Genomic DNA, 25,345 nt, shown 5'->3' with positions numbered 1-25,345 from the left:
CCTCGCGTGTTCAGGCCGAAACGGCGTTGTAGAACATCGCACTGCTTTGCTGTTCGACCAGCGCCTGCTCGATGGCCGCCTGGTGCACGTCATCGGCGTGGTCCTGCCCGGCCTCGGGCTGGATGCCCAGGCGCTTGAACAGCAGCATGTCCTTGTCGGCCTGCGGGTTGGCGGTGGTCAGCAGTTTTTCACCGTAGAAGATCGAGTTGGCACCGGCGAAGAACGCCAGGGCCTGCATCTGCTCGTTCATGGCCTCGCGACCGGCCGACAGCCGCACATGCGATTGCGGCATCAGGATGCGCGCCACGGCCAGCATGCGGATGAAGTCGAACGGGTCGACGTCCTCGGCATTTTCCAGTGGCGTGCCGGCGACCTTGACCAGCATGTTGATCGGCACCGACTCGGGGTGTTCGGGCAGGTTGGCCAACTGGATCAGCAGGCCGGCGCGGTCGTCGAGCGACTCGCCCATGCCCAGGATGCCGCCCGAGCAGATCTTCATCCCCGACTCACGCACATACGCCAGGGTCTGCAGCCGCTCGCTGTAGGTGCGGGTCGTGATGATGCTGCCGTAGAACTCCGGCGACGTATCGAGGTTGTGGTTGTAGTAATCCAGGCCTGCCGAGGCCAGCGCCTCGGTCTGCTCCTGATCGAGCCGGCCCAGGGTCATGCAGGTCTCCAGGCCCAGCGCCTTCACGCCCTTGACCATCTCCAGCACGTAGGGCATGTCCTTGGCCGACGGATGCTTCCAGGCCGCGCCCATGCAGAACCGTGTGGAGCCGATGGCCTTGGCGCGGGCGGCTTCCTCCAGCACCTTTTGCACTTCAAGCAGCTTCTGCTTGTCCAGGCCGGTGTTGTAGTGGCCCGACTGCGGGCAGTACTTGCAGTCTTCGGGGCAGGCGCCGGTCTTGATCGACAGCAGGGTCGAGACCTGCACGCGGTTGGCGTCGAAATGAGCGCGATGCACCGTCTGCGCCTGAAACAACAGGTCATTGAAAGGCTGCACAAACAGTGCCCTGACCTCGGCTAAAGTCCAGTCGTGACGCAAGGTAGCGGTGGTGCTGGCGCTCATCGGGCGGCTCCTTGTTGGAATCTGACAGTTGAAGAACACCGCACAGGAGCGCAAAGACCACAGGCGCGACGCGGTTGTTCGGCTTGAATTTCGGCATAGTTAAGGAACGGCCATGCCTTGTCAACCACGAGAACATGATCAGGTTTACATCTGGTTAAAAAACAAACGATTCTGTTTGCTGTGTGACGAGCCCAGCGACACCGACCTGCCCTTGTGTGTGCCCTGTGAGGCCGAGCTGCCGTGGCTGGGCGCCCAATGCCAGTGCTGCGCCGTGCCGCTGCCGGACATTGATCGCCACTGCATCGATTGCCGCCTGCGGCCGCCGGCCTTCAGCCAGGTGATTGCGCCGTGGGAATACCGCTTTGTGGTCGACCGGCTGATCACCCGCTTCAAGCACCAGGGCCAATGGCCGTTGGGCCGCCTGCTCGCCGACCTGATGGGGCAGTACCTGCAGCATCGTTTCGATGAAGACCTGCCACGTCCCGACGCCTTGTTGCCCGTGCCACTGGCCCGTCTGCGCCTGCGCCAGCGTGGCTTCAACCAGGCGGCGATGCTGGCCGGCTGGCTGGGACAAACACTGCAGATACCGGTGGATGAACGCCAATTGCTGCGTATACGCGAAACGCCATCGCAGCAAGGGCTGGATGCCAAGGCCCGCAAGCACAACCTGGCCGGCGCCTTCTCCGTGCACGACAGCACGGCCGTACGCGACCAGCACCTGGCCGTGGTCGACGATGTGCTGACCACCGGCACCACCGCCCAGGCGCTGGCACGCCTGCTGATCCAAGCCGGGGCGCGACGGGTCGACATCTACTGCCTGGCGCGCACGCCCGCCCCGCAGGATTGAGGGTAGACTCAGGCGCATCATCCCTCCTCGACTGCCCGTCATGCCGCTACCGCCCTCACTGAGCCAATACATGGTGCGCCGCCCGCAGCGCCTTGCCCTGCTGCAACACATTGCCGAGCAAGGCTCGATCACCCGCGCCGCCAAAAGCGCAGGCCTGAGCTACAAGGCCGCCTGGGACGCCATCGACGAGCTCAATAACCTGGCGCAGCGCCCGCTGGTCGAGCGTAGCGTCGGCGGGCGCGGCGGTGGCGGCGCCAACCTGTCGACCGAGGGCGAACGTGTCCTGCGCCTCTATCAGCGCCTGCAAGCCCTGCAGGCCCAGGTGCTGGACGCGGCCGAAAGCGATGCCGACTTCGACCTGCTCAGCCGCCTGACCCTGCGCACCAGTGCACGCAATCAGTTGCTCGGGCGCATCCAGCGCATTACCCGCCAGGGCAACAACGACACGGTGCACCTGGCGCTGGCCGGCGGGCAGTTGGTCGACGCACAGATCACCCATGACAGCCGCCTGCGCCTGGACCTTGAGCCAGAGGTAGAAGTGGTCGCGCTGATCAAGGCCGGCTGGCTGCAACTGCTGCCGGCGGACCAGCCCCCCTGCCCGGACCACAACAGCCTGTACGGCAAGATCGACACCCTGCTGGACGCCGAACACGGTCCCTGCGAAGTGCGCATTGCGCTGCCCAACGGCCAGACCCTGTGTGCGCAAGCCATGCCCGGACAGCTCGCGGCGCTGGGGCTCGGTGGCGGCAGCGCGGTGCAGGTGCAGTTCGCGCCTTCACATGTGTTGCTGGGCACGGTCGTCTGAGCGCACAGGATGTCATCGCGCCGACACAATTTCGTCATCACGGTCACTTAATGTGGCTGCCACATCCGTGGGAGCCGTGACGATGAAACTATTAAAAGAACATCAGCCTACCGACCTGGAAAACCTGGTCGGCCTGACCCGCCGCAGCTTCATCGGTGCTGGTGCCCTGTGCGGCGCGGCGCTGTTTCTGGGCGGTGACCTGCTCAGCCGTACCGCCCTGGCCACCGGCGTCAGCGAGGCCAACCGCACCCTGCTGGGGTTTGACGGCATTGCCACGGCCACCGCCGACAGCGTCAGCCTGCCGCCGGGCTATCGCGCTTCGGTGCTGATCAGTTGGGGCCAGCCCCTGCAGGCTGACGGACCGGCCTTCGACCCGAGTGGCAATGGCAGCGCCGAAGCCCAGGAGGTGCAGTTCGGCGACAACAACGACGGCATGAGCCTGTTCCCGATGCCTGGTCATCCGGACCGCGCCCTGCTGGCGATCAACAACGAATACACCAACTACCGCTACCTCTACGCACACGGCCAGGCGCCGCAGTCGCTTGAAGAGGTGCGCAAGGCGCTGGCCGCCGAGGGCGTCTCGGTGATCGAGATCGCACGCCAGAACGGTCAGTGGCAGTTCGTTCAGGGCTCACGCTTCAACCGGCGCATCCACGGCAATACGCCCATCACCCTGAGCGGCCCGGCCGCCGGCCACGACTGGCTCAAGACCGCCGCCGACAGCAGCGGTCGCCATGCCCTGGGCACGTTCCAGAACTGCGCCAACGGCAAGACCCCATGGGGCACCTACCTGACGTGTGAAGAGAACTTCACCGATTGCTTCGGCAGCAGCGACCCGCAGCAAGCCTTCGATGTCGGCCTGAAACGCTACGGCGTGGTGGCGGCCAGCAAGGAGATTGGCTGGCACCCGTTTGATGCCCGCTTTGACGTGGCGAAGAACCCCAACGAGGTCAATCGCCACGGCTGGGTGGTGGAAATCGACCCGTTCGATCCCAAATCCACGCCGGTCAAGCGCACCGCACTGGGCCGCTTCAAGCACGAGAACGCCGCCCTGGCCCAGACCAAGGGCGGGCGCGCCGTGGTGTACATGGGCGACGACGAACGCGGCGAGTTCATCTACAAGTTCATCAGCCGCGACAAGATCGACACCGCCAACCCCAAGGCCAACCGCGACCTGCTCGACCACGGCACGCTGTATGTGGCGCAGTTCGATGGCGGCGACAACAACCCTGACCGCCCCAAGGGCCAGGGACGCTGGGTCGAACTGACCCACGGCAAGAACGGCCTGGACGCAGCGGCCGGGTTCAACAACCAGGCCGAAGTGCTGATCCATGCCCGCCTGGCGGCCAGTGTGGTCAAGGCCACGCGCATGGACCGCCCGGAATGGATCGTGGTCAGCCCCAAGGACGGTCAGGTGTATTGCACCCTGACCAACAACATCAAGCGCGGCGACGACGGGCAACCGGTCGGCGGCCCCAACCCACGGGCGAAAAACCAGTACGGCCAGATCCTGCGCTGGCGCGAGACCGACGACAATGCCTCGGCCATGAGCTTCGAATGGGACCTGTTCGTGGTCGCCGGCAACCCGGTCGTGCACCCCGGCACCCCGCAGGCCGGCTCGGCCAATATCAACGCCGCCAACCTGTTCAACAGCCCCGACGGCCTGAGCTTCGACGCCGCCGGGCGCTTGTGGATCCAGACCGACGGCGACTCCAGCAACAAGGGCGACTTTGCCGGCATGGGCAACAATCAGATGCTCTGCGCCGACCCGCACAGCGGCGAGATCCGCCGTTTCATGGTCGGCCCGGTCGGCTGCGAAGTCACCGGCATCAGCTTCGCCCCGGACTACAAGACGATGTTCGTCGGCCTGCAGCACCCCGGCGAAAACGGCGGTTCGACCTTCCCCGAGCACCTGCCCGGCGGCAAGCCACGCTCCTCGGTCATGGTCATCACCCGCGAGGACGGCGGTGTGATCGGCGCCTGACCCTTCAAGGCCCCTGTGGGAGCGACCAACGGTCGCGAAGGGGCCGGGCGTCGAATCGCTTCAGCCGCGAACGGCACACATCGGCAGCGTTTGCGTTCGCGGCTAAAGCCGCTCCTACGGTCACAGCGGAACAACAGCACCTGATGCACGCTCTGCGTTACCATCGCCGGTCGACGCAACGGTTCGTTGCGTACAGGAGACCGCATGTCCCATCCTTTCGCAGCCCTTACCCCCGACATGGTGCTGGACGCCGTAGAAAGCATCGGCTTTCTCAGCGACGCCCGCATCCTGGCGCTCAACAGTTACGAGAATCGGGTCTATCAGGTCGGCATCGAAGATCAGGCACCCTTGATCGCCAAGTTCTATCGCCCGCAGCGCTGGAGCAACGAGGCGATCCTGGAAGAACACCGCTTCACCGCCGAACTTGAAGGCATCGAGGTGCCGGTGGTGGCGCCGATCGTCCACGACGGCAAGACTCTGTTCGAGCACGGCGGCTTTCGCTTCACCCTGTTCCCGCGGCGTGGCGGGCGGGCCCCGGAGCCGGGCAATCTCGACCAGCTCTATCGCCTCGGCCAGTTGCTGGGCCGCCTGCATGGGCTCGGCGCCAGCCGCGACTTCGAGCACCGCGAAGCCCTGGCCGTGCAGAACTTCGGCCATGACTCGTTCAACTACCTGATGAACAACAACTGCATCCCGCGCTCGCTGCTGCCGGCCTACGAATCGGTGGCCCGCGACCTGCTCAAGCGTATCGAAGATGCCTACGCCGCCACGCCGCACACCAATATCCGCATCCACGGCGACTGCCACCCGGGCAACATGATGTGCCGCGACGAGATGTTCCATATCGTCGACCTGGACGACTGCCGCATGGGCCCTGCCGTGCAGGACATCTGGATGATGCTGGCGGGTGATCGCCAGGAATGCCTGGGGCAACTGTCCGAGCTGATGGACGGCTACAACGAATTCCACGACTTCGAACCCCGCCAGCTGGCGCTGATCGAACCGCTGCGCGCCCTGCGCCTGATGCATTACAGTGCCTGGCTGGCGCGACGCTGGGACGACCCGGCGTTCCCGCACAGCTTTCCGTGGTTTGGCAGCGAGCGTTATTGGGGCGACCATATCCTGGCCCTGCGCGAACAGCTCTCGGCCCTGCAGGAAGAACCCCTGAAACTGTTCTGACCTTTATCGCGCCGCACACGCGGCGCCACACCTGTTGACCGGACTGACAAAAACAGCAGTACAAGGAAGCACCATGCACACTGCCAATCCGCGGCGCGGATTAATCCTGGGCCTGAGCGCCTACATCATCTGGGGTCTGTTCCCGCTCTACTTCAAGGCCGTGCAGTCGGTGCCGGCCGTGGAAATCATCATCCACCGCGCGCTCTGGTCGGCCCTGGCCGGCTCCTTGCTGCTGATGCTGTGGAAACACCCCGGCTGGTTCAAGGAACTGCGCGACAACCCCCAGCGCCTGGCCATCCTGGCCCTGAGCGGCACGCTGATCGCCAGCAACTGGCTGATCTACGTCTGGGCGGTCAATAACGGGCGCATGCTCGAAGCCAGCCTGGGCTACTACATCAACCCGCTGATCAACGTCTTGCTTGGCATGTTGCTGCTGGGCGAACGGCTGCGCCCGATCCAGTGGCTGGCCGTGGCCCTGGCCGCCACCGGTGTGGCCCAGCAGGTCTGGCAGGTCGGCAGCCTGCCCTGGGTGTCGCTGGCGCTGGCGCTGACCTTCGGCTTCTACGGGCTGATCCGCAAGAAGGCCCCGGTGGCCGCGCTGCCGGGGCTGGTCGTGGAAACCTGGCTGCTGGTGCCGCTGGCCCTGGGCTGGCTGTTGCTCAACCCGCAGGCCCAGAGCCTGCAACCGGAGGTGTTGCACAGCTCGATGATCTTCTGGCTGGCCGCCGCCGGCCCCGTCACCCTGGTGCCGCTGGTGTGCTTCAACGCCGCTGCCCGGCACCTGCCCTTCGCCACGCTGGGCTTTCTGCAATACACCGGTCCCACGCTGGTGATGCTGCTGGCCGTGTTCGTCTACGGCGAGCACCTGGCGGCGAGCACGCTGATAACGTTCTGCTTTATCTGGGCGGGACTGGCCATCTACAGCGTCGATGCCTGGGTCAACATGCGCAAAAGAGCCTGATCAAAAAACAACCAAAAGCTTGCAACCCTTATACATCAAGGGCTGCAAGCAGCTACCCCAAGCTTATCCACAGGCAGGCGCAGGGTAATTGTGCACAAGCCCGCGAAACTGGCTGTTTTTTAACCAATAAGCTTCACGCCTTGCAGGCCGTGGCCTGGCGGGTTGATTCCCCAGGTTATCCACAGGCAGGTGCAGGGAAAGACTGGATAACCTCAAGCAGCCGGGTCCTCCCGCAATTCCAGCTCCACCATCAAATCATCCGCCAGCGTTTCCAGCCGCGCCTGCAAATCGTCCAGCGTCACGGTGGCGGGCACGCCCAATACGGCTTCGGCACGAAACAGCCATTCGCCGCTCATGGGGGCGGTCATCACTTCAGTGACCAGCCGCTCGACGTTGACGCCCTGCCCGGCCAGCAAGCGGGTGATGTCGCGCACTATTCCGGGGCGGTCAGTGCCCACCAGTGCCATATGAATGGGCGTCCAGGCGAGGGTCGGCTCTTCTGATTCTTCGGCCAGCAGCACGCGGATGTCGTGCGTGGCCAGCTCGTGCAGCGCCGTGACCAGTGCATCGCGCTGTTCGATGGGCACGCTCAGGCGCAGGATGCCGGCAAACTGTCCGGCCAGGCGCGACATGCGGCTCTCAAGCCAGTTGCCGCCATGCTCGGCAATGCAGTGGGCGATGCGTTCGACCTGCCCCGGTTTGTCGGGAGCAACCACGGTGACGACCAGATGATTCACAGGCAATTCCTCTTGGTGTTGGATGATGGCAATGCAGTCGACTGCCGATGAGTATAGGGCACCCTTCAAGCGTGCTTACTGGTCAGACCGGTCCGGCACGATTCCTGTACGGTTTTGCCCGGATTTCGACAATACCCTGCCAGAACGATACCAAGGCCTGCGCCTTATATGACCAGGCAGAACCATGCGGTCGTTTGGTGACGTATTTTAGTCGCATTCTCACCCGTCAAATCATCATGTAGTATTCCTCTGCGCGCACTACATAAGTGGTTTCACACCCAACAAATACCACAATCAATCAAATGTGCCCGCAATAAAAGGGCGCAACACCGCTGAGCAGAGTGAGGCAAGGCAATGACTGAATACGTTCAAGTCGGCGATCTGCGGGTCGCCAAGGTCCTGTTCGATTTCGTGCAGAACGAGGCCGTTCCTGGAGCCGGCGTCGAGGCCGCGGCCTTCTGGAGCGGCGCGGATGCACTGATTCATGAACTGGCCCCCAAGAACCGCGCCCTGCTGGCCAGGCGCGACGCGCTTCAAGCCAAAATCGATGCCTGGCACCAGGCGCAGGCCAGCAACCCGGCTGATGCCAGCGCCTACAAGGCGTTCCTGCAGGACATCGGCTACCTGCTGCCCGAGCCTGACGCGGTGCAGATCAGCACCCGGAATGTCGACGACGAAATCGCTCGCATGGCCGGCCCGCAATTGGTGGTGCCGGTGATGAACGCCCGCTTTGCCCTCAACGCCGCCAATGCCCGCTGGGGCTCGCTGTATGACGCACTTTATGGCACCGATGCCATCAGTGACGAAGGCGGCGCCGAGCGCGGCAAGGGTTACAACCGGGTGCGTGGCGACAAAGTGATCGCCTTTGCCCGTCAGTTGCTCGACCAGGCCGTGCCCTTGGCCCATGGCTCGCATGTCCGGTCCAGCGCGTATGCCGTGGTCGACGGCAAGCTGGCCGTCACCCTCGACGACGGTGAACAGACCGGCCTGCGCGATGACGCCCAACTGATCGGTTTCCAGGGCGATGCCGCCGCGCCCATTGCCATCCTCCTCAAGCACAACGGCCTGCACCTGGAAATCCAGATCGACGCCGGCAGCCAGGTCGGCCAGACCGACCCGGCCGGCATCAAGGATGTCCTGCTCGAAGCCGCCCTGACCACCATCATGGACTGCGAAGACTCCATCGCGGCCGTCGACGCCGATGACAAGACCCTGGTCTACCGCAACTGGCTGGGCCTGATGAAGGGCGACCTGGCCGAGACTGTGAACAAAGGTGGCGAAACCTTCACCCGCACCCTGTACCCGGACCGCAGCTACACCACCCCGGCCGGTGGCGAAGTCACCCTGCATGGCCGCTCGTTGCTGTTCATCCGCAACGTGGGCCACCTGATGACCATCGACGCCATCCTCGACAAGCACGGCAACGAAGTGCCCGAAGGCATTCTCGACGGCCTGGTGACCAGCCTGGCAGCCCTGCACAACCTCAAGGGTAATACCTCGCGCAGCAACAGCCGCAGCGGCTCGGTGTACATCGTCAAACCGAAGATGCACGGTCCCGAAGAAGTGGCCTTTACCAATGAACTGTTCGAACGCATCGAACAGGTGCTGGGCCTGACCCGCAACACCCTCAAGGTCGGCATCATGGACGAGGAGCGGCGCACCACGGTCAACCTCAAGGCCTGCATCCAGGCCGCCAGCGAGCGGGTGGTGTTCATCAACACCGGCTTCCTGGACCGCACCGGCGACGAGATCCACACCTCGATGGAGGCCGGCCCCATGGTGCGCAAGGCGCAGATGAAGGCCGAGAAATGGATCGGTGCCTACGAGAATGCCAACGTCGACGTCGGCCTGCGCTGCGGCCTGCAGGGCCGGGCCCAGATCGGCAAGGGCATGTGGGCCATGCCCGACCTGATGGCGCTGATGCTGGAACAGAAGATCGCCCACCCGCTGGCCGGTGCCAACACGGCCTGGGTGCCCTCGCCCACTGCCGCGGTGCTGCACGCGCTGCACTATCACACGGTCGATGTATTCGCCCGCCAGGCCGAGCTGGCCACGCGCGAACAGGCCTCGGTGGACGACATCCTGACTATCCCGTTGGCCACCAGCACTGACTGGACGCCGGAAGAACTGCGCAACGAACTGGACAACAACGCCCAGGGCATCCTCGGTTACGTGGTGCGCTGGATCGACCAGGGCGTGGGCTGCTCGAAGGTGCCGGACATCAACGACATCGGCCTGATGGAAGACCGCGCCACCTTGCGCATCTCCAGCCAGCACATGGCCAACTGGCTGCGTCATGGCGTGGTCAGTCGTGAGCAGGTACTGGAAAGCCTGCAACGCATGGCCGTGGTGGTCGACCGGCAGAACGCCAACGACCCGCTGTACCGCCCGCTGGCCCCGGACTTCGACAGCAACATCGCCTTCCAGGCGGCGGTCGAACTGGTGCTGGAAGGCACCCGCCAGCCCAACGGCTACACAGAGCCGGTGCTGCACCGCCGCCGCCGTGAGTTCAAGGCCCGCCAGATGAACTGATGGTGGGGGGGTGTAGGAGCGCGCTTGCCCGCGACCGGCTGCGCAGCAGTCGTAAATTCTCGGAAACGCTGAAAATTTACGACTGCTAATACATCCGCAAAATCTGCGAAACGCCACAATTTTACGACTGCTAACGCAGCCGGTCGCGGGCAAGCGCGCTCCTACAACACCCCCAGTTCGCGCCTGACCCGTTGTTTGGTATTGATGGGCCTGAGCAGAAAGTCCAGCACCAAGGGGCTGGTACAGTCACCCTTATTCAGCGCCTGTCACATAGCATTCGCGACCGTTGGTCGCTCCCACGGGTTTTGCGTCTGGCCACTGTTCAAGCTCTGGCATGGATCCTGTGGGAGCGACCAGCGGTCGCGAAAGGGCCGGTACATTCAATATCGCCGGCGGCTGGCAGGATGCAATCGCGACCGTTGGTTGCTCCCACGAATACCGCCTGATTTCAAGCCACCCCCAGTTCGCGCTTGACCAGTTTGACCAGTTGTTTGGTATTGATGGGCTTGAGCAGAAAGTCCAGCACGCTCAGGTGCATCGCATCGATGGCGTCGCGCACGTTGGCGTCGCCGGAGACGATGATGATCGGCAGTTCGGCGCGGGTCGAGTCGCGCACGGTGCGCACCAGCTCCAGGCCGTCGCTGGGGGCCATGCGCAGGTCAGTGATCAACAGGCCGATCGACGGGTGGTTGCGCAGGGTCTGCAAGGCGCTTTCAACCCCCGAGGCGGTCAGGCAACTGAGGTCGTTGAGGCTGAGGATTTCAGCCAGCAACTCGCGCGAGTCGGCGTCGTCATCGACGATCAGCACCCGCTGTGGTGCATTGCAGGGCGCGGCGTGCATGACTTCATTGAGTGCCTCACGCTCTTCGTCGCTGAGAATGTCGTGGTCGATCATGGGAATCTCATCATTGCCTGGACTCACTGTACCAGCCGTTCAATACAACCTGTAGCACGGTAAGGCGCCTGCCATCCTGGCAAAACGACCGAGGGCATGGTTCTGCGCCTGGGTAAGACTTACGTCCAATGGGCACCCGGTGGCAAGCAGCCGACCATGGCCTTCAATAACAAAAAATGCGGTACACGTCATGAGTAAAGCAGATGCCTTCACCGAGGCAGGCAAAACTGCGGTGCTGCAGAACATCCACGGCACCATGCAGTTCCTGCAGAAATTCCCCCCGTTCAACCAGATGGAAAACGCCCACCTGGCGTACCTGGTGGAACAGTGCCAGCTGCGTTTCTATGCCGCACAGGACAGCATCATCAAGCCTGCCGACGGTCCCGTGGAGCACTTTTACATTGTCAAACAAGGCCGGGTGGTGGGCGAGCGTCCGCATTCGGCCAGGCGTGGCACTGAAACCACCTTTGAAATCACCACTGGCGAGTGCTTTCCGCTGGCCGCCCTGCTGGGCGAGCGCGCCACCCGCACCGAACACCTGGCAGCCGAAGACACCTTTTGCCTGCAACTGAACAAGCCAGCCTTCATCAAGCTGTTTGCCTTGTCGACCTGCTTTCGCGACTTTGCCCTGCGCGGGGTCAGCAGCCTGCTGGAGCAGGTCAACCTGCAGGTCCAGCAACAGGCGGCGCAGACCCTGGGTACTCAATACTCGCTCAATACCCGGCTGGGCGAACTGGCCATGCGTCACCCGGTGATGTGCAGCGCCGAGACGCCGATGCGCGAAGCGGTCAAGCTGATGCATGAACAGCAGGTCGGCAGCATCGTGATTGTCGACGAGCACCAGGCACCGCAAGGCATCTTCACTCTGCGTGACCTGCGCGAGGCCGTCGCCGATGTGAGCGCCGACTTCAGCCACCCGATTGCCCGCTTCATGAGCCCGTCACCGTTCTACCTGAGCCCCGACGCCAGCGCCTTCGATGCCGCCATCGCCATGACCGGCCGGCACATTGCCCATGTGTGCCTGGTGCGCGACGGGCGGCTGTGTGGCGTGGTGTCCGAGCGCGACCTGTTCTCTCTGCAACGGGTCGACCTGGTGCACCTGGCGCGCACCATTCGCAATGCGCCGCGCATCGAAGCGCTGGTGCACCTGCGCGGCGACATCGTGCAACTGGTCGACCGCATGCTGGCCCACGGCGCCTCGTCGACGCAGATCACCCAGATCATCACCCTGCTCAACGACCATACCGTGTGCCGGGTCATCGAGCTGACCCTGGAAGAACAGGGCGACCCGGGCGTGCCGTTCAGTTGGTTGTGCTTTGGCAGTGAGGGCCGGCGCGAACAGACCCTGCACACCGACCAGGACAACGGCATCCTGTTCGAGGCCCAGGATGCCCGACAAGCCGCCCAGATCCGCGAGCGCCTGCTGCCGATGGCCGAACGCATCAACCAGAGCCTGGCGCTGTGCGGCTTTACCCTGTGCAAGGGCAATATCATGGCCGGCAACCCGGAGCTGTGCCTGTCGCGCAGTGAATGGGCGCGGCGCTTCTCGGCCTTTATCCGCGAAGCGACCCCGGAAAACCTGCTGGCCTCCAGTATCTATTTCGACCTGCGCGTGGTCTGGGGCGAGGAAAGCGGCGGCGACAGCCTGCGCCGTGGCATTCTCGGGCAGGTGGCCGACAACCGCCTGTTCCAGCGCATGCTGGCCGACAACGCCTTGCGCCATCGCCCGCCGGTGGGGCGTTTCAAGGATTTCGTGCTGGCGCGCAAGGGCAGCGACAAGGACACCCTGGACCTCAAGACCGAAGGCCTGACCCCGTTCGTCGACGGCGCCCGGCTGCTGGCGCTGGCCAACGGTATCGAGGCTATCAATACCCTGGAGCGCCTGCGCCAGCTGGTCGAGCGTGAAGTCATCGATCCGCTCGACGGCGCCGCCTATGAAGAGGCCTACCACTTCATCCAGCAGACACGCATGCAGCAGCACCAGTTGCAGAGCCGGCAGAACCTGCCGTATTCCAACCGGATCGACCCCGACACCCTGAACCACCTGGACCGGCGTATCCTGCGCGAGTCGTTCCGCCAGGCCCAGCGCCTGCAAACCAGCCTGAGCCTGCGATACCAACTATGAACCTGTTCCACTGGCTGCGGCCACGCAGCAAGAAAACACCGCTGGATGAAGACCAGCAACGGCGCCTGGCCGCCCTGCCGGCCTGCACAGCACTTGGTGAGCACCCCTTGCGCCAGCAGCGCTGGGTGGTACTGGACCTGGAGACCAGCGGCCTGAACATGAGCCGCGACCAGGTGCTGTCGATTGGCGCGGTGGTCATCGAGGACGGCGCCATCGACCTGGGCCAGCAGTTCGAATGCACCATCCAGCGCGTCGACCATCAGGTCAGCCCCGCCGTGCTGATCCACGGCCTGGCGCCCAGCGCCATCGCCGCTGGCTGCGAGCCGGTCGAAGCCTTGCTGGACTTCATGGCCTTTCTGGGCGACAGCCCGGTGCTGGCCTTTCATGCGCCCTTCGACCAGCACATGCTGACCCGCGCGCTCAAGGACAGCCTGGGCTACCGCTTGCTGCATCCGTTCCTGGATGTGGCCGAGATGGCGCCGATGCTGTGCGAGCAGGCGCACCTGCGCCAGGCCGGGCTGGACGACTGGACCGCACATTTCGGCCTGCACGCCGAAGAACGCCACCACGCCAGCGCCGATGCCCTGGTCACCGCCGAACTGGCACTGATCCTGTTCAGCCATGCCCGCCGCCAGCAGATCGACAGCCCGGCGCGCCTGGAGCAGGCCTTGAGCCAATGGCGGCGACGCAAGCAGTCGCCTTCGTTCTGACCCACGACGGCAATGCCCCCGGCAGGCGACAAACGTCGATTGCCAGCCCGATAGCGCTCTGACAGAATCGCGAATCGTTCTCGTTAGTTAACGCATCCTTGTTTGGGGCCTTTCGTGTCGTCAGTCCATAACCCTCGCAGCGAGATTGTCGGCGCGTTGTATCGCGATCATCGCGGCTGGTTGCTGGGCTGGCTACGGCGCAACGTCGCCTGCCCGCAGCGGGCCGAAGACCTCAGCCAGGACACCTTCGTGCGCCTGCTGGGGCGCAGCGAGCTCAAGGCGCCCCAGCAGCCGCGCGCCTTTCTTGCCGCTGTGGCCCGGGGCCTGCTGTTCGATCACTTCCGCCGCGCCGCGCTGGAACAGGCCTGGCTCGATGAGCTGGCGCACCTGCCGCCGGCCGAGCATCCCTCGCCGCAAGACCAGCACCTGATTCTCGAAGACCTGAAAGCCATCGATGCGATGCTCGCCAGGCTGTCGAGCAAGGCCCGCGCCGCCTTCCTGTACAACCGCCTGGACGGCCTGAACCATGCCGAAATCGCCGAGCGCCTCGGCGTGTCGGTGTCCAGGGTCCGCCAGTACCTGGCCCAGGCCATGCGCCAGTGTTATGTCGCCCTGTACGGCGAGCCGACCTGAGATGAGCCTGTCTTCGCGTCCGGTCCCGGCCCATGTGCTGGAGGCGGCCATTGCCTGGCAACTGAGCCTGGACAGCACCGCCGAGGATGCCGCCGAGCGCCAGGACTTTGCCCGCTGGCTGGGCGCCAGTGAAGAGCACGCCCGGGCCTGGAGCCAGCTGGGCCTGCTCAACCAGCGCTTCGAACTGCCGGCAGGCCCGGCACGCCGCGCCTTGCAGCAATCACCCACCGCCTTGCGCCGGCGGGTCGGCAAGCTCGGCAGCGGCCTGGCCGGCCTGTGCCTGGCGGTGGGGCTGGCACTGTTCATCGGCGACCGCTACCTGCCCCTGGGCTACTGGCTGGCCGACCAGCGCACCGCCACCGGCGAGCAACGCAGCATTCGCCTGGCCGACAACACCCTGGTGCGCCTCAACACGCACAGCGCCATCGATGTGCGCTTTGACGGGCAACAGCGCCGGGTGATCCTGCGCGACGGTGAAATCCTGATCGAGACCGCCAGCCACGACGACCCGCGCCCGTTCATCGTCGAAACCCGTGACGGCCAGATGCGCGCCCTGGGCACGCGCTTTCTGGTGCGCCGTGAAAGCGCCGGCACGCGCCTGAGCGTGCTGCAAGCGGCGGTGGCCGCACAACCGCAGCGCATGAGCGGCGAACAGGTGCTGCGCGAAGGCCAGCAGGTGTTGATCCAGGCCGACGGGCTGGGACCGCTGCTCAACCTGCCGGCCGGCAGCGACGCCTGGGTACGCGGCATGCTGGTGGTCGACAACGTACGCCTGGCCGACCTGCTCGCCGAGCTGAGCCGCTACCGGCCCGGCTACCTGGGCAGTGATGCCCGGGTAGCCGACCTGCGCATCACCGGCAGCTTCCCGCTGGCCGACACTGACCTGGCGCTCAAAGCGCTGCTGCCGACCCTGCCGGTGCGCATCGAACAGCACACGCCGTGGTGGACTCGCGTCGAACCGCGTGAAGACGCCAAGGGTGCTGCCACAGTAAAACCCTGAAACACCTCGGCCCTGTCACTTTTGTCGTTTCATACGGCTAGGGAGCATTCAGGGTCGCCTCACCTGCGACCCGCCCGCCGCCGGAACCCCACATGAAAAGCCATACCGTGCGCCGCTGGTCCTTCGTGCACACCTGGAGCAGCCTGATCTGCACGCTGTTTCTGCTGATGCTTGCCCTGACCGGCCTGCCGCTGATTTTCCATCATGAAATCGACCACGCCCTGGGCGACACACCCGCTTATCGCGACATGCCGGCCGGCACGCCGCACCTGAACCTGCAACGGCTGGTCGAGGCGGCCGAAGCCTATCGGCCCGGCGAGGTCATGCAGTACTTCGGCTGGGACGAAGACGAACCTGACGGGGTCATGGCCATCACCGCAGCCACCGCCGGCACCGAACCCAACCTGTCGCACACCTTCGCCCTGGATGCGCGCACCGGCGAAGCCCTGCCGATGCCCTCGGCCAACGGCGGCTTCATGATGGTCATGCTGCGCCTGCATGTGGACCTGTATGCCGAATTGCCCGGCAAGCTGCTGCTGGCGTTCATGGGGCTGCTGTTCGTGGTGGCGATCGTGTCCGGCACCGTGCTGTATGCGCCGTTCATGCGCAAGCTGGGCTTTGCCAGCGTGCGGGTCGACAAGTCGCCACGCACGCGCTGGCTCGACCTGCATAACCTGATCGGCATCGTCACCCTGACCTGGGTGCTGGTGGTAGGGATTACCGGGGTGATCAGCGCCTGTGCCGACCTGTTGATCAGTTCATGGCGCAACGACGCACTGGTCAGCATGATCGCGCCGTATCGCGATGCCCCGCCGCTGACCGGGCGTGCCCCGGCCGATGAACTGGTCACCATTGCCAAGGCCGCCACGCCCGGCATGACCCCGGACTTCATTGCCTTTCCCGGCACACGGTTTTCCAGCGAGCACCACTATGCGGTGTTCATGAAGGGCAGCACGCACCTGACCTCGCACCTGTGGACCCCGGTGTTGATCGACGCCCGCACCTTGCAGATCACCGCCGTGATCGCCCGGCCCTGGTACATGGACGCCCTGGCCATGTCGCAGCCGCTGCACTTTGGCGACTACGGCGGCCTGCCGATGAAGATTCTCTGGGCGGCGCTGGATGTGCTGACGATTATCGTGCTGGGCAGCGGGCTGTACCTGTGGTGGGTCAAGCGCCGCGCCCGCCGTGCAAGTGCACAGGTGACGGCATGAGCGGCAAGCCTTCGACCCTGTGGAAGACCTTTGCGGCCCCGACCTGGATCGGCCTGCTGACCGCCATCGGCCTGTTCTGCGCCCTGCTGGGCGATGGCGCGTGGGACATGCCGGTGTGGCTGGGCATGGGCATCGCCGCCGCCCTGAGCCTGCGCGGCCTGCTGAAACGCCGCTGACGGGATAGGCTGCACTGCCCGTGCCGTAGGAGCGCGCTTGCCGGAATGCCGGACCACCGCGACCGGCTGCGTAGCAGTCGTAAGTTTTCAGCGTTTCGCCAATTCTTAATGCGTTCGCAGTCATGATTTTTTGGCGTCTCGACAATTTTGCGAGCGCTGCGCACTCGGTCGCGGTGGTCCGGCATTCCGGCAGAGCGCGCTCCTACGGCGGCAAAGCCGCCCATGCACAGACATTGCGCAGTCATCGGGTGCTGACTAGTCTATGGGCCTGCCCCTATCGAGGAACACGCATGTCAGCGCCCACCATGACCCTGCATTACAACCCGGCGTCGCCGTATGTGCGCAAAGTGGTCATCCTGCTTCATGAAACCGGCCAGTTCGACAGGGTCCAGTTGCAGCCGACGGTCCTGACGCCGGTCAATCCCTCCACCGAACTCAACCATGACAACCCGGCCGGCAAGCTGCCGGCGTTGCGCCTGGCAGACGGCAATGTCATCCATGACAGCCGGGTCATTCTCGACTACCTGGACCACCAGCACGTCGGCAATCCGCTGATCCCGCGTGAAGGTTCGGCCCGCTGGCGACGCCTGACCCTGGCGTCACTGGCCGATGCCCTGCTCGATGCCGCGCTGTTGATCCGCTACGAAACCGCCCTGCGGCCCAAGGAACTGCACTGGCCGCTGTGGCTGGACAACCAGCAGGGCAAGATCGAGCGCACCCTGAGCTACTTCGACCAGGAGGCGATCACCGAGCTGAGCGCACCGCCCTTCGATGTCGCCGCCATCAGCGTGGCCGCCGCCTTGGGCTACCTGGACTTCCGCCAGCCCGACCTCAACTGGCGCAACAGCTACCCGCGCCTGGCCAACTGGTACTTCGAGGTCAACCAGCGGCCTTCGATGCGGGCCACCCAGCCCTCTGCCTGAGCCTGCGGCCTGCTGCCGGCGGCGGTGCCGGCAGCAGGCTGACCAGTTGCACCAGCAGGTCCCGGGCCAGGCGTTGCTCCTGGCGCAACAGCGATTCCTCCCTCATTGCGGCGCTCCCGACTCCACGACGGCCGGTTCGGCGGCGGGGGTTTCTCCCACAAGCTCTGCAACCGTGATCCCCGGTGCGATGGCGTACCAGTCCAGCTTGCGGGTCAGGACCATGAACACCCCCAGCAACCCGAACAGCAACAGCGAGCCCATCAGCAAGGCGTAGTCTTCGGCGCTGAGCAACCCGTACAGCAGGCCATACAACGCGGCCAGCGCCGCAGCAAACCCCACCCCCTTGATGACGCCGCGCAACACATGGCTGACATAGAAGCCGATCAGCAGCACACACGCCCCCGCCGACAGCGCATAGGCCCTGGCGAATCCCAGGTGCTCGGACAACGACAACAGCATCAGGTAGAACAGCGCCAGCGCCGCACCGACCAGTGCGTACTGCACCGGGTGCACCGCCATGCTCTTGAGCACCTCGAACAGAAAGAAGCCGGCAAAGGTCAGGGCAATGAACAGCAGCGCATATTTGATGGCGCGGTCGCTTTTCAGGTACTGGTCCACCGGGTCGATGAAGCTCACGCCGAACGTGCGATTCTGCAGCTCCAGGCACTCGTTGCTGCTCAGGCACTGGTCCATCGCCTGCTCCAGGTTGGTGGAGAAGAACGTGGTCTGCCAGGTCGCATCAAAGCCTGTGGCAGAGACGTCGCGCTGCGTCGGCAGGTAATTGCCGATGAAGCTGGGGTGTGGCCAGTCGGCGGTCAGATGCACCCGGGTGCTCTTGCCGATGGGCGTGACATTGAGCTTGCCGGTGCCTTGCAGGTTCAGGTCGAAGCCAAAGTCCAGGCGCACCGCCTGCTTGCCATCGAGCATCGGCAGGTTGGCGCTGACGCCTTCGCCCAGCTGGCTGACCCGCGTGCCCGGCTCGAAATCCAGATCCTGGCCATTGAGTTGCAGCTTCAGGGCATTTTCGATGCCGCGCACATCCGTGATGCCGATGGCCAGGTACGGACGGTCGAAGGCATAGTCATCGAAATCCTCGTCCAGGCCCAGCCGGTCCGGCAACTGGAAGTGGCCGCTGATATGGCTGTCGGCGTGAAACAGACGCGCCTCGTAGATCCCACGGGCCCGCACCTCGGTGCGCACCTTGCCATCGAGGTCGAAACGCTCCGGCAAGAAGAACAGGTAGCCGCGCTCCAGGCTGATGTCCTGGTAGCGCTCGGCGGTTTTTTCATGGGTCTTCCACACCCGCACGGTCTTGCGGTACGGCACCACCACCAGCGGTCCGCTGAGGGACTGGCTGGTGCTGGAGCTGCGCGCGATGTCATCGAGCACCGACTCGCGCAGCGCCTGGCGCTCGCCGATCAGGCCGCCGATCATCAACAGCGGAATCATCAACAGCATGATCAAAAACGCGATCGTGCCCAGTTTCATTGCCAGACTTCGATTCATGGGGACTCTCCCTGTTTGCTATGGGGAAAGTCTGCCGGCGCGGTGTGGAGCGATGATGGGAGGAATGTGGAGATTGTGTGGGGAAATCCGGCCCGACAAGCTGTCAGGCATCGAAGATCCCTGCTTATTCCACCGTGGCCGCGATACGCTGTTCCAGCATCCGGTACAGGGCGCTGTCGGCAGGCCAGTTGCGCAGCAAACGCTCGCGATCGCGGGCGTAGGCCGTGGCAAAGGCGGCCTGTGAGCTGTGCTGGCACATGGCGTCGAGGTCGATCAGTACCCAGCGCCCCTGATGCCAGAACAGGTTGTGGCCCTTGAGGTCACCGTGGCTGATGCGCTCGCGGCGCAGTTGCTCGAACAGGGTGTCCAGCGCCTGCAGCTCGGCCTCGGGCACTGCGGCGGTGTCGACGTACGGCGCAAAGCGCTCGATCAGGTCGGGACCGTCGATGTATTCGGTCACCAGCCAGGCCCGGCGCCGCAACCCCAGCACCCGCTCCTCGCGCACCGCCAGCGGTCTGGGCGTAGCGATGTCGAGGAACATCAGGCGGTTGGCTTCGCGCCAGGAGTGCCAGGCCCGGCTCGGGCGCCAGAAGCGCTTGAGCCAGTGGCCGAAGCCCTTGATGTTGTAGCGTTTGATCACCAATGGCCGGCCCTGGACCTCGACCCGTCCGACACTGGCCGCACCGCCGGTCTTGTACAGATGGCCGGTGGCGAGCAGGTCGTCGGCCCGGTCCAGCACCGGCTGCATCGCCTCGACCTCCTCGCGGCGGATGGCCTGGAACCCCGAGGCAGTGTCGACGACGCTGAACAGGCTGCATTCGCGCCCGCTCTTGGCCAGGAAATCCTTCAGGCGCCACTGGCGCACCTTGTCGATCTGCTTTTGCAGCGCTTCCATGGGCAGGCCATGTTCGCCATTGCTGAGCAGGTAATGCAGCAGCAGCTCTTCGGTAAACGGCTCGAAACGCTTGGGCAGCTGGGCAAAGAACACGCCGAGGTTCTCCAGCACCTTTTGCCGCGACAACGGCTGGCCGGGCTGTTCGACACAAATACCGGCGCCGTCGATCCAGTACGACCGGCCGCCATGGCGCAACAGGTTGTCCAGATGCAGGTCTTGTTGCCACAGGCCTTTGAGGTGCAGTTGTCCGATCGCCGTCAGCGCCTCACCCAGCACTGCCTGCTGTTCATCGGCCAGGGCCGGCAGGTGCTGCACCTTTTCCCAGGTCTGGCCCAGGCTCGGGGCATTTTCCAGCAGTTCAAACAATAGCCAGCCGCCCTCGCCTTCCTGCAAGCCATCCGCCAGCAACAGCGGCGTGGTAATGCCCTGGTCGGCCAGCAGCAGCACACCGTCGCGCTCGCGCTGAAAGTGCCGCGCAGCCTTGGGTCCGACCAGCAACTTGGCCAGCACGGTGCGACCGCGCCATACGCCGGCACCCACATAACGCTGGCCCGGCAGCACGCGCAGCAGGCTCAGCAGTTGCAGTTCGGCGGTGCCCGCTGCATCGGCCAGGGTCAGGGTCAGCGGCAAGGCCGGGGAACGCCCGGCGTTCTGGAGTTCGCTTAGGCGCATCAAGGGTTCTCTCTTTGCTTGTGTTTACCGCGTCGACTCAAGCGTAGCAGCCAGGCGTCCACCGCCGGGCCGTCAACCGGTGCCAGCAGGTAGGCCGCCAGCAGTTCGCGCTGCTCGGCCGGGGTCCACATCGGCGCACGGCGAAACAACGGTTCCAGGTCCTTGGTCAGGTCACGCTGGCCGAACAGCGACGGCCGGGTCTTCTCCAGGTCGATCAACTGCGCGTTGTACGCTGCGCCCTGAGCCTGCACAAAAATGTGCTTGGGGTAGAAGCAGCCATGAATCTGGCCGGCACCGTGCAGAGTGCGCGCCAGCAGGCCGCACGCCCGCAGGATTGCCAGGCGCCGGTCCCGGGGCAGTTCGCTCCAGCGCTGCAGTAACGCATCCAGGTCAGTCCAGCCATCCAGCGCACGGGTCATGAGGATGGCCTGGCGCTCGCCGTTCACCTTGCGCTCGCCATAGAACACCGCTTGCAAGGCCGGAATGCCCATCTGCCGATAACGGCTGATGTTGCGAAACTCACGGGAAAACGACGGTTCGCCAAACGGACGGTGCAGGGTGTGGGTCAGGTAGTTGCTCTGGCGCTTGAGGTAGAAGCCCTGGCCTTCCAGGTCCAGCCGGAACACGCTGCTCCAGCCGCCACGACCGGTGTTGGGCTCGTCCACCGCCTCCAGCGCCAGGTTCCACAGCGCCTGGAAGTCGGTCAGGCCATGACGCTCCAGCAGTGCCTGTTCGGCACTGGCAATGAACGGGTTCATTCGCGGCCCTCGAAAAAGCTGAGTACATGGCGGATGCGCTTCTTGTCAGCGGCATTGAGGTGCGAACGCTCGCGGTATTGCAGGTAGAAACGCAGTCGCTGGGTAACCGACAGCTGGTATTTGGCGACCTTGTCCAGGCACGCCAGGTCCTTGGTGATGCGATAGCGCAACAGAAACCCCCACCAGAACGTGCCGTTCGGGCAGTCGATCAGGTACAGCCGCGCCTGGTCGTCGACCAGCAGGTTGCGCCACTTCAGATCGTTATGGGTGAAGTGGTGGTCGTGCAGGATACGGGTGTAGCGCGCCAGTTGCCGGCTGATACCGTCGACCCAGGCCGGATCATCCAGGCGCGGGTCCTTGCGCTGGGCCAGCACCCAGAGGTCTTCGGTGTTGGGCAACTCGCGGGTGATCAGCGCACCGCGCTCGTACACCGCGCCATTGCGTTCCAGCCCCCAGGCCACCACATCGGCGGTGGGAATGCCCCACTTGGCAAAGCGCTTGAGGTTCTGCCACTCGGACTTGACCCGTGGCCGGCCCAGGTAGCGACGCAAACCCTTGCCGGCACCGCGGTAGCGCTTGACGTAATACTGCACACCACCGCGCTCGACGCGGATCACCTCGGACAACGGGTCGCGGGTCAGGCGCTCGCCCTGCAGGGCAAACACTGCTTCCAGGCTGCCGAAATCCTCTGCCAATGCTGCGTACTCGGGCGCCAGAGTCCAGCCCGCCATCAGAGCGCGTCTCCGTAGCGCAGTTTGCGCTGGTAGAGCTTGTCGGCCTTTTTCTCCAGCCAGCGCAACAAAGCCGCTTCCTGCTTGAGGATCTGGCGCAGCGGCTGACGGAAATAACCCTTGAGAAAGCGCAGCGTGTCACGCCGGGTCAGGCCGATGTCCAGTGCCGAGAAATACAGCGCCGCCAGGTCCTTGTTGCGCCAGCGCGGGGTAATGACCCGACGGGTCTGGGCGCGGTGCAGATCGATGACCGACAGGCGGAAATCGTCCGCCGTGACCGGCTTGTCGGTGTGCAGCAGGAAATGGCAGATATAGCAGTCGCGGTGGTTGACTCCGGCACGGTGCATGCCGCCGACCATGCTGGCCACCTCGGCAATCAGCGCGCGCTTGAGGCGTGGCTCGGGCGGTTCGGCACGCCAGTTCAGACTGATGTCTTCCAGGCTCAGGGTCGGTGCCAGCTCTTCGGTGATGATGAACGAATGCTGGGCAGCCGGGTTGCCACCACGCTCGCCATAGGCCACGGCGGTCATGGTCGCCACGCCGACCTGGTGCAGGCGCTCGATGGCTTTCCATTCCTGGCCGGCGCCCAGCACCGGCAGCTTGGCGCTGAACAGGTTCTTGGCCACCTCGCCCCAACCGATGCCCCGGTGGATCTTGACGAAATAACCGCGTCCGTCGACCTCGGTGCGCAAGGTGCGCCGGCCTTCCAGTTCGCGGTACACCTGGCCCTGCAGGCGCTCGACCTCGGCAAAGGCATCACGCCCGGCCCAGAGCGTCTTGAAGGGCTCAGCGAGAAACAACTTCATTGATCATGCTCCGCCAGAATCACATCGGCCGCGTGCTGCGGCATGCTGTACAGGTCGGCGCTGTCGGCAAAGGCCAGGCCATTGCGGGCCCAGCGCTGCCGGGCGGCGTCGTCTTCGAGCATGTTTACCAGCAAGCGGTTGAACTGCGCCTGTTCGAAGGGCTCATCGGCCACCCGGCCGCAATCGGCCTCACTGATGTAATGGGCATAGCCGCACACCGCGCTGACCAGCACCGGCAACCCGGCGACGGCCGCTTCAAGCAGCACCGTGCCGGTGTTTTCGTTGTACGCTGGATGAATCAGGACATCGGCCCCCAGCAGGAAGCGCGGGATGTCGCTGCGGCCTTTCATGAAGGTCACCTGTTCGCCCAGGCCCAGGGCCTTGGCCTGCACCTGGAAGACCTTGGGGTCGTCCTGGCCGATGACAAACAGCCGGGTGCGTTTTTTCAGTTCGGCCGGCAGCGCAGCCAGTGCCTTGAGGCTGCGGTCCACGCCCTTGGTCTTGAACCCGGAGCCGATCTGCACCAGCAGCAGGTCACGCTCGCCCAGGCCGAATTCCTGGCGGAACGCGGCGCGGATCTGCGGCGCGTCGGCCGGCGCACGACGGTCCTGGGAAATGCCGGGCGGCAACAGGTGAAAGCGCGACAACGGGGTGTGGTAGTGCTTGATGAACAGCGGTTGCTGCACCTCGGAGATCATCAGCACCTGGGTCCGGGCCTGGGGTGCAAACACCGCGCGCTCGTATTCGGCGAAATGCCGGTAGCGGCCCCACTTGCGGTACAACGAGTGACGCAGGTTCTGCGCCTTGTCTTCAAAGCAGCCATCGGCGGCGTAATAGACGTCCAGGCCGGGCATCTTGTTGAAGCCGATCAGCCGGTCGACCGGGCGGCGGGCCAGGTCCTGCGCCATCCAGGCGCTGAGTTTCTCGTTGCGCCGGTGGTTGAAGAGGGCCTTGACCGGCGCCACCAGCACCTCGAAGCCGGGCGGCACCTCGCCTTCCCAGATCAGGGTGTAGACACGAATGCTGTGACCGCGCGCCTGGCACTCCTGGGCAATGCGCATGAAGTCGCGTTGCAGGCCGCCAAACGGAAAGTATTTATAGAGGACAAAAGCCAGTTGCATCAGCCAGGTTCCTTTGCCAGCAACAGCGCGCCCAACTGGCTCGCTACTCGCTCGGGATTCACGCGAGTGAAGCACAACGGCCACTCGCGCTTGAGGTCGAACCGCGACTGGTCGTCGGGGGTCGGGTTGTAGGTGCATTTCTTTTGCAGGCACGGCGCACAGGCCGGCCAGTCGCTGGCCAGGTGCACCTGCGAGCGGCCATAGGCACCGGTCAGCCCGGCATTGGTCGGGCCGAACAGCGACAGGGTCGGCACATCCAGCGCCGCGGCCAGATGACCGATGCCGGTGTCCACCGCCACGCAGGCCTGGGCCCCGGCCAGCACCCGGGCGACGCCGGCCAGGTTGAGTTTTGGCAACACCCGGGCGTTGTCCAGCCCTGCGGCGATGCGCTCGGCGCGGGCCTTTTCTTCCGGGTTGCCCCACGGCAGGCGCACGTCCAGGCCGCGGGCGGCCATACGCTCGGCCAATTGCCGCCAGTACAGCTCCGGCCAGTGCTTGGTGGCCCAGGTGGTGCCGTGCAGAAACAGCACGTAGGGGTGTTCAAGGCCAGCCTCAGGCACCTGCAACGGCTTGAGGCCGTAATCGCCCAGGCCGGCCGGCAGCTCATAGCCCAGCGCCTGGGCAAACAACTGGCGCAGGCGCTCGACCGCATGCTGGCCCCGGGCGACCGGGTAGCGCCGGTCATAGAAGCGGCTGGCCACCGGCTCACGGGCCGAGTCACGGTCCAGCCCGGCCACCGGGGCGTTGACGTAGCGGGTCAGCCAGGCGCTCTTGAACAGGCCCTGGGCGTCGATCACCACGTCATAGGCGGTCTCGCGCAGGCGGTGCTTGAAGCCCTGCCACTCGCCATTCTTCCAGGTTTGCCAGAGGTTCTTGCGCCAGCGGCGGATCGCCACCGGGATCACCGTGTCGACCGCCGGGTGCCAGGTCGGAATCTCGGCAAAGCCTTCCTCGACCACCCAGTCGAAACGCACGCCCGGCAAGGCCCGCGCCGCATCGGTGAGCGCCGGCAGGGTGTGGATCACATCGCCCAGCGAAGAGGTCTTGATCAGCAGAACCCGCAAGA

The 25,345-nt window shown here is 64.7% G+C and carries 23 protein-coding genes; 13 read left to right on the top strand and 10 right to left on the bottom strand.

The genetic code is table 11. The annotated features are described in order from the left end of the window. Positions 1-10: 10 nt before the first annotated feature. Complete coding sequence (gene bioB, locus ASF84_RS24285; protein WP_056841415.1) at positions 11-1,069, bottom strand: biotin synthase BioB; 1,059 nt, start codon at positions 1,067-1,069, stop codon at positions 11-13. Positions 1,070-1,181: 112 nt separating this feature from the next. On the opposite strand from bioB, the gene ASF84_RS24280 reads away from it, so the two are divergent. The 5 genes from ASF84_RS24280 to rarD all read left to right on the top strand — a co-directional run bounded on the left by ASF84_RS24280 (position 1,182) and on the right by rarD (position 6,845). Further along, positions 1,182-1,916 (top strand): ComF family protein, encoded by a 735-nt coding sequence (locus ASF84_RS24280; RefSeq protein ID WP_056841414.1) that lies wholly within the window; start codon positions 1,182-1,184, stop codon positions 1,914-1,916. 40 nt (positions 1,917-1,956) lie between these two features. Further along, positions 1,957-2,721 (top strand): TOBE domain-containing protein, encoded by a 765-nt coding sequence (locus ASF84_RS24275; protein WP_056841413.1) that lies wholly within the window; start codon positions 1,957-1,959, stop codon positions 2,719-2,721. A gap of 82 nt (positions 2,722-2,803) precedes the next feature. Next, positions 2,804-4,705, top strand: a complete 1,902-nt coding sequence (locus tag ASF84_RS24270; protein ID WP_056841412.1) for a PhoX family protein — start codon at positions 2,804-2,806, stop codon at positions 4,703-4,705. A gap of 204 nt (positions 4,706-4,909) precedes the next feature. Continuing rightward, the gene (locus tag ASF84_RS24265; protein WP_056841411.1) at positions 4,910-5,884 is read left to right on the top strand and encodes a serine/threonine protein kinase; all 975 of its coding nucleotides are present in this window, start codon (positions 4,910-4,912) and stop codon (positions 5,882-5,884) included. A 73-nt stretch (positions 5,885-5,957) separates the two neighbouring features. Further along, positions 5,958-6,845, top strand: a complete 888-nt coding sequence (rarD, locus tag ASF84_RS24260) for an EamA family transporter RarD (RefSeq protein WP_056841410.1) — start codon at positions 5,958-5,960, stop codon at positions 6,843-6,845. A gap of 212 nt (positions 6,846-7,057) precedes the next feature. Here the strand turns inward: rarD and ASF84_RS24255 are convergent, their stop codons facing one another. Further along, positions 7,058-7,582 (bottom strand): glycine cleavage system protein R, encoded by a 525-nt coding sequence (locus ASF84_RS24255; protein ID WP_056841525.1) that lies wholly within the window; start codon positions 7,580-7,582, stop codon positions 7,058-7,060. A gap of 354 nt (positions 7,583-7,936) precedes the next feature. On the opposite strand from ASF84_RS24255, the gene ASF84_RS24250 reads away from it, so the two are divergent. Continuing rightward, positions 7,937-10,114, top strand: coding sequence for a malate synthase G (locus ASF84_RS24250; protein ID WP_056841409.1), 2,178 nt, complete (start codon positions 7,937-7,939; stop codon positions 10,112-10,114). A gap of 448 nt (positions 10,115-10,562) precedes the next feature. Here ASF84_RS24250 and ASF84_RS24245 read toward each other — a convergent pair whose 3' ends face one another. Continuing rightward, complete coding sequence (locus ASF84_RS24245; protein ID WP_056841408.1) at positions 10,563-11,009, bottom strand: response regulator; 447 nt, start codon at positions 11,007-11,009, stop codon at positions 10,563-10,565. Between the two features lie 190 nt (positions 11,010-11,199). On the opposite strand from ASF84_RS24245, the gene ASF84_RS24240 reads away from it, so the two are divergent. The 7 genes from ASF84_RS24240 to ASF84_RS24210 all read left to right on the top strand — a co-directional run bounded on the left by ASF84_RS24240 (position 11,200) and on the right by ASF84_RS24210 (position 17,790). Beyond that, entirely contained in the window at positions 11,200-13,134 is a 1,935-nt protein-coding gene (locus ASF84_RS24240) for a putative nucleotidyltransferase substrate binding domain-containing protein (RefSeq protein ID WP_056841407.1), read from the top strand. Then, positions 13,131-13,844 carry a 3'-5' exonuclease gene (locus ASF84_RS24235; protein ID WP_056841406.1) on the top strand — a complete coding sequence of 238 codons (714 nt, stop codon included), beginning with the start codon at positions 13,131-13,133 and terminating at the stop codon, positions 13,842-13,844. Before ASF84_RS24240 ends, ASF84_RS24235 begins: the two co-directional genes overlap by 4 nt. A gap of 114 nt (positions 13,845-13,958) precedes the next feature. Beyond that, the gene (locus tag ASF84_RS24230; protein WP_056841524.1) at positions 13,959-14,477 is read left to right on the top strand and encodes an RNA polymerase sigma factor; all 519 of its coding nucleotides are present in this window, start codon (positions 13,959-13,961) and stop codon (positions 14,475-14,477) included. Positions 14,478-14,484: 7 nt separating this feature from the next. Further along, a complete protein-coding gene (locus ASF84_RS24225) occupies positions 14,485-15,477 on the top strand; it encodes a FecR domain-containing protein (RefSeq protein ID WP_056841523.1) in 993 nt (330 codons plus the stop codon). Between the two features lie 92 nt (positions 15,478-15,569). Further along, on the top strand, positions 15,570-16,691 hold the full coding sequence (locus ASF84_RS24220; RefSeq protein WP_056841405.1) for a PepSY-associated TM helix domain-containing protein: 1,122 nt from the start codon (positions 15,570-15,572) through the stop codon (positions 16,689-16,691). Then, positions 16,688-16,867 (top strand): hypothetical protein, encoded by a 180-nt coding sequence (locus ASF84_RS24215; protein WP_056841404.1) that lies wholly within the window; start codon positions 16,688-16,690, stop codon positions 16,865-16,867. Before ASF84_RS24220 ends, ASF84_RS24215 begins: the two co-directional genes overlap by 4 nt. 290 nt (positions 16,868-17,157) lie before the next feature. Then, on the top strand, positions 17,158-17,790 hold the full coding sequence (locus tag ASF84_RS24210) for a glutathione S-transferase family protein (protein WP_056841403.1): 633 nt from the start codon (positions 17,158-17,160) through the stop codon (positions 17,788-17,790). Positions 17,791-17,892: 102 nt separating this feature from the next. On the opposite strand, the gene creD is transcribed toward ASF84_RS24210, so the two are convergent. The 7 genes from creD to waaC form a co-directional block, all read right to left on the bottom strand. Then, positions 17,893-19,296 carry a cell envelope integrity protein CreD gene (creD, locus tag ASF84_RS24205; protein WP_082481796.1) on the bottom strand — a complete coding sequence of 468 codons (1,404 nt, stop codon included), beginning with the start codon at positions 19,294-19,296 and terminating at the stop codon, positions 17,893-17,895. 124 nt (positions 19,297-19,420) lie between these two features. Beyond that, positions 19,421-20,863 (bottom strand): lipopolysaccharide kinase InaA family protein, encoded by a 1,443-nt coding sequence (locus ASF84_RS24200; RefSeq protein ID WP_056841402.1) that lies wholly within the window; start codon positions 20,861-20,863, stop codon positions 19,421-19,423. Next, positions 20,863-21,621: a lipopolysaccharide kinase InaA family protein gene (locus ASF84_RS24195; protein ID WP_056841401.1), complete on the bottom strand. Its 759-nt coding sequence runs from the start codon at positions 21,619-21,621 to the stop codon at positions 20,863-20,865. The genes ASF84_RS24200 and ASF84_RS24195 overlap by 1 nt, the downstream gene beginning before the upstream one ends. Next, the gene (locus ASF84_RS24190) at positions 21,618-22,352 is read right to left on the bottom strand and encodes a lipopolysaccharide kinase InaA family protein (protein ID WP_056841400.1); all 735 of its coding nucleotides are present in this window, start codon (positions 22,350-22,352) and stop codon (positions 21,618-21,620) included. The genes ASF84_RS24195 and ASF84_RS24190 overlap by 4 nt, the downstream gene beginning before the upstream one ends. After that, a complete protein-coding gene (rfaP, locus tag ASF84_RS24185; RefSeq protein WP_056841399.1) occupies positions 22,352-23,158 on the bottom strand; it encodes a lipopolysaccharide core heptose(I) kinase RfaP in 807 nt (268 codons plus the stop codon). Before rfaP ends, ASF84_RS24190 begins: the two co-directional genes overlap by 1 nt. Beyond that, positions 23,155-24,279, bottom strand: a complete 1,125-nt coding sequence (locus ASF84_RS24180) for a glycosyltransferase family 4 protein (protein ID WP_056841398.1) — start codon at positions 24,277-24,279, stop codon at positions 23,155-23,157. The genes rfaP and ASF84_RS24180 overlap by 4 nt, the downstream gene beginning before the upstream one ends. Next, entirely contained in the window at positions 24,279-25,343 is a 1,065-nt protein-coding gene (gene waaC / locus ASF84_RS24175) for a lipopolysaccharide heptosyltransferase I (protein WP_056841397.1), read from the bottom strand. The genes ASF84_RS24180 and waaC overlap by 1 nt, the downstream gene beginning before the upstream one ends. Positions 25,344-25,345 lie beyond the last annotated feature (2 nt).

This window comes from Pseudomonas sp. Leaf127 (assembly GCF_001423155.1).
Classification (GTDB): Bacteria; Pseudomonadota; Gammaproteobacteria; order Pseudomonadales; family Pseudomonadaceae; genus Aquipseudomonas; species Aquipseudomonas ovata.
This window is presented reverse-complemented; position numbering and strand designations above follow the sequence as displayed.